The sequence below is a fragment of the Allobosea sp. CER48 genome, assembly GCF_044752385.1.
Taxonomy (GTDB): Bacteria; Pseudomonadota; Alphaproteobacteria; order Rhizobiales; family Beijerinckiaceae; genus Allobosea.
In genome coordinates this window covers 1-3,242 of sequence record NZ_JBIWYK010000371.1, presented here as the reverse complement: position 1 = coordinate 3,242, position 3,242 = coordinate 1, and the positions used below count along the sequence as shown (strand labels likewise).

Annotated in this window: 4 protein-coding genes; 2 read left to right on the top strand and 2 right to left on the bottom strand. The window is 70.7% G+C overall.

Annotated features, from left to right (window positions below; all coding sequences use genetic code 11):
• Positions 1-18: 18 nt before the first annotated feature.
• Both ACIPIA_RS12975 and ACIPIA_RS12970 read right to left on the bottom strand, forming a co-directional pair.
• Positions 19-987, bottom strand: coding sequence for a threonine ammonia-lyase (locus tag ACIPIA_RS12975; protein ID WP_400510149.1), 969 nt, complete (start codon positions 985-987; stop codon positions 19-21).
• A gap of 125 nt (positions 988-1,112) precedes the next feature.
• Positions 1,113-2,369, bottom strand: a complete 1,257-nt coding sequence (locus ACIPIA_RS12970; RefSeq protein WP_400510148.1) for a peptide ABC transporter permease — start codon at positions 2,367-2,369, stop codon at positions 1,113-1,115.
• Between the two features lie 187 nt (positions 2,370-2,556).
• Between ACIPIA_RS12970 and ACIPIA_RS12965 the strand changes: the two genes are divergently transcribed.
• On the top strand, positions 2,557-3,072 hold the full coding sequence (locus ACIPIA_RS12965) for a DUF2478 domain-containing protein (RefSeq protein WP_400510146.1): 516 nt from the start codon (positions 2,557-2,559) through the stop codon (positions 3,070-3,072).
• A gap of 11 nt (positions 3,073-3,083) precedes the next feature.
• A partial coding sequence (locus ACIPIA_RS12960; protein WP_400510151.1) for an NTP transferase domain-containing protein occupies positions 3,084-3,242 on the top strand: 159 nt, incomplete at its 3' end.

Sequence of the window (3,242 nt, the reverse complement as noted above, 5' to 3'; positions counted from 1 at the left end):
GCCGCGGCGCTCCCGCCGCTAGACCGCAAACTCCGTGCGCCAGCGGTCGATATCTTCCAGGGCCACGTTCGAGCCGCAGAGCACGAGGCAGATGCGCTCGTCGGGGCGGAAGCTGTCCTTGCGCGCCAACGCCGCGGCGACGACGCAGGATGCGGCCGGCTCCAGCAGCACGCGTCCGTTCTGGAGCACCCAGATGAGTTCGCGCACGGCATCGGCATCCGGCACGAGCACGATCTCCTCCAGGAACTGCCGTGCTGCCGCGATCGTGCGTTCCGTCGCAAAGGGAGCGCCCAGTGTACGCGCGATCGACGTCGGGCGGATCGCGGCCGGCTCGCCGGCGGCGAGCGCCTGGGTCATCGTCGTCGCGCCCTCGGTCTCGACGCCGTGCAGGCGCACCGCAGGGTCGAGCCCCTTCAGTGCCGCGCCGACGCCGGCGGCGAAGCCGCCGCCGCCGATCGAGACGAAGACATGGTCGAGCCGCCCACCGGCATCGGCCGCGAGTTCGAGGCCGAGCGTGCCATGGCCGGCGATGATCGCCGGATCGTCATAGGAATGGACATGGACCATGCCCTGCCGGGTGTAGTCCTCGACCTTGGCGAAGGCCGCGATCGAATCCTCGCAGAGCTCGACTTCGCCACCCGCCTGCCGCGCCAGCTGAATGTTGAGCGCGGGTGTCGCCTTGGGCATCAGGACGAGGGCGCGGGCCCCCATCGAGCGGGCCACGAGCGACACCGCGATGGCATGGTTGCCGCCCGAGACCGTGACGACTCCCCGTCGCAGCTCGGCCTGGCTCAGGCCCATCAGCTTGTTGTAGCAGCCACGGACCTTGAACGATCCGCCGAGCTGCAGGCTCTCGACCTTCACCCAGGTCTCCACGCCGAGCCGGGCGGAAAGCCCGGCGCTATGATAGGTCGGCGTGCGGCGGATCTTGCCGGCGATGCGCCCGGCTGCGGCCTGGATGTCGGCAAGGGTGACGTCGAACGGCATGGGCTCTTTGGTCCTGTCCCGGCGTTGCGGCTGGTCTCGCCGCACGAGAGCGCGTCCCGCACAAGGCCGTCAAGCAGGGGAAACGCGCCGGCGTCGCGTTTCCTCATGCCAGGGCGGACGGAGCGTCAGGTTGCGGGAGGCTCGCCCGCCTTCGGCCGCGCCCGGCCGGGTGCGCGCACCGGCAGCGGCACGGCGGGCCGGTCGGTGCGGTACTGGCCGCGGACGATCGCGCCGAAGAGCAGCACGACGGCAGTCAATGTCATCAGCCACCAGGGCAGCAACGGCGCGAAGCCGAAGACGGCGAGCGCGAAGGCGGTGGTGAAGGCGGCGACGCCGCCGGCCGCGAGCGCGCCCGGCATGCGGCCCGCGGCGCGGATCGCGAAATAAAGGCAGGCGGCAGCGGCGGCTGCGCCGACAAGGCCGAGCTCATACCAGGTCTCGAACAGCAGCGTGGCCGGGGCCGGCTGCGGAAGCGCGCCCCTGATCTGGTCGCGGACCACCGTATCGAGCCCGTGCCCGGTGACGAGCTCGACCGGCGATTGCCGGATCACATCGGCCCAGATCGACAGCATCTGCGCGAAATCGTCGGCGCTGTCCGGCAGGATCGAAACCAGCGGAGCGAGCAGGAAGGGCAGGATGGGAGCGAACAGCATCATGCCGGCGATGATCGTGGCGATCACCTGTGCGGCGCGCTCGCGGCTGGCGGTCACGGCGCCGAAGGCGACGACGCCGAAGAACATCGCGACGGTTTCACCTTCGTCGAAGCGGGTCAGCGCGAGCAGCGCCACGACGAGCGCGAGGCCGAGCGCGCTCATGCCCCTCTCGCGCGAAAGCAGCCAGGCGAGGGCAGGCCAGGCCGTGATCAGGATGATCGAGACGCCGCGTTCGACGGCGCCGGGAGGCGTCTCGGCATGGCGCAGCGCCGCGATGATGATCAGCCCCAGCGCGAAGATGCCGGCGGTGCCGGTGCCGAGCGGCGAGAGGTTCAGGTTCGACGAGCGCATCCGCTCGGGGAGGGCCGAAAGCCCGGCAAAGCCGAGGACCACCGCCAGCAGCAGGTTACCGGCCTTCTCGACGGCGGCAGCCGGAAAAGGGCTCCAGACCAGCGAGAGAAAGGCCCAGGCGACGAGGCCGAGCAGGATCAGGCCGGGCCGGCTGAGCGCGGCTTCCCTGAGCGCGCCGACGAATTTGCCGGGCTCCTCGATCAGCGTGGCGATGATCAGCAGCGCGATGCCGATCGGCACGAGCACGACGGCGGCGCGGCGCGAGACCAGGGCGGCCAGCGGTAGGACGAGCGCGAGGGTGCCGAAGCCGATGCGCCGCAGCAGCAGCGCGGCATCGGTGGCCGGATCGAGCGGGGCTTGGGCGTTGTGGCGGATCATGCGTTCCCGCTGCGTGACAGGCGACGGCCCGCCCAGTTGCCCGAAGCGAACCGATGCCACCCTAGCGAGCGCAGCCTCGCGCGACTGTAGGTGCGGCGCAACACTGCGCCGGCATCTCACGTGGAAGGCGGAGCCCTCGGCACCGCCCGGTCTGGCGCCATGTCGCGGTTCGTGAGAGGAATCCGGTATGACCAAGCTGGCTGCCATTCCCTATGCGAGCGGTTTCCCGATCGACACCTTCATGCAGGGGGTGGCGGCGCATCTGCGGCATCGCGGCCTGCGCCTGGGCGGCGTGATCCAGCATAACGATGCGGAATGCGACGACCGCTGCATGGCGATGTCGCTGGAGGATCTCGGCAGCGGGCACCGCTTCCCGATCAGCCAGGATCTCGGTGCGGGTGCCGCGGGCTGCCATCTCGACGCTGCCGGGCTCGCCGCCGCGGCGGCTGCGTTCGATGGGGCGTTGGCCGAGCGCGCGGATCTCGTCATGGTCAACAAGTTCGGCAAGCAGGAAATGCTCGGCGAAGGGCTGCGCCAGGAAATCGCGAATGCGGTGATGGCGGGGCTGCCCGTGCTGATTGCCGTGCGTCGGGATTTCCTGCCCGCCTGGCGCGAATTCGCCGGCGAGGACTGGCTCGAGCTCGCGGCCGAGCCGGCGGCGGTCGAGCGCTGGGTCGCGGATGCGGTCCGGCGCGCGGCCTGATCCGCACCGTGATGGAAACCGCGCCCGGCCTGATCCTCGCAGGCGGCCTCGCCCGGCGCATGGGTGGCGGGGACAAGCCGCTGGCCTCGCTTTCCGGCCGACCGATCCTCGCCCATGTGATCGAGCGGCTCCGAAACCAGTGCGATGGGCTCGTTCTCAACGCGAACGGC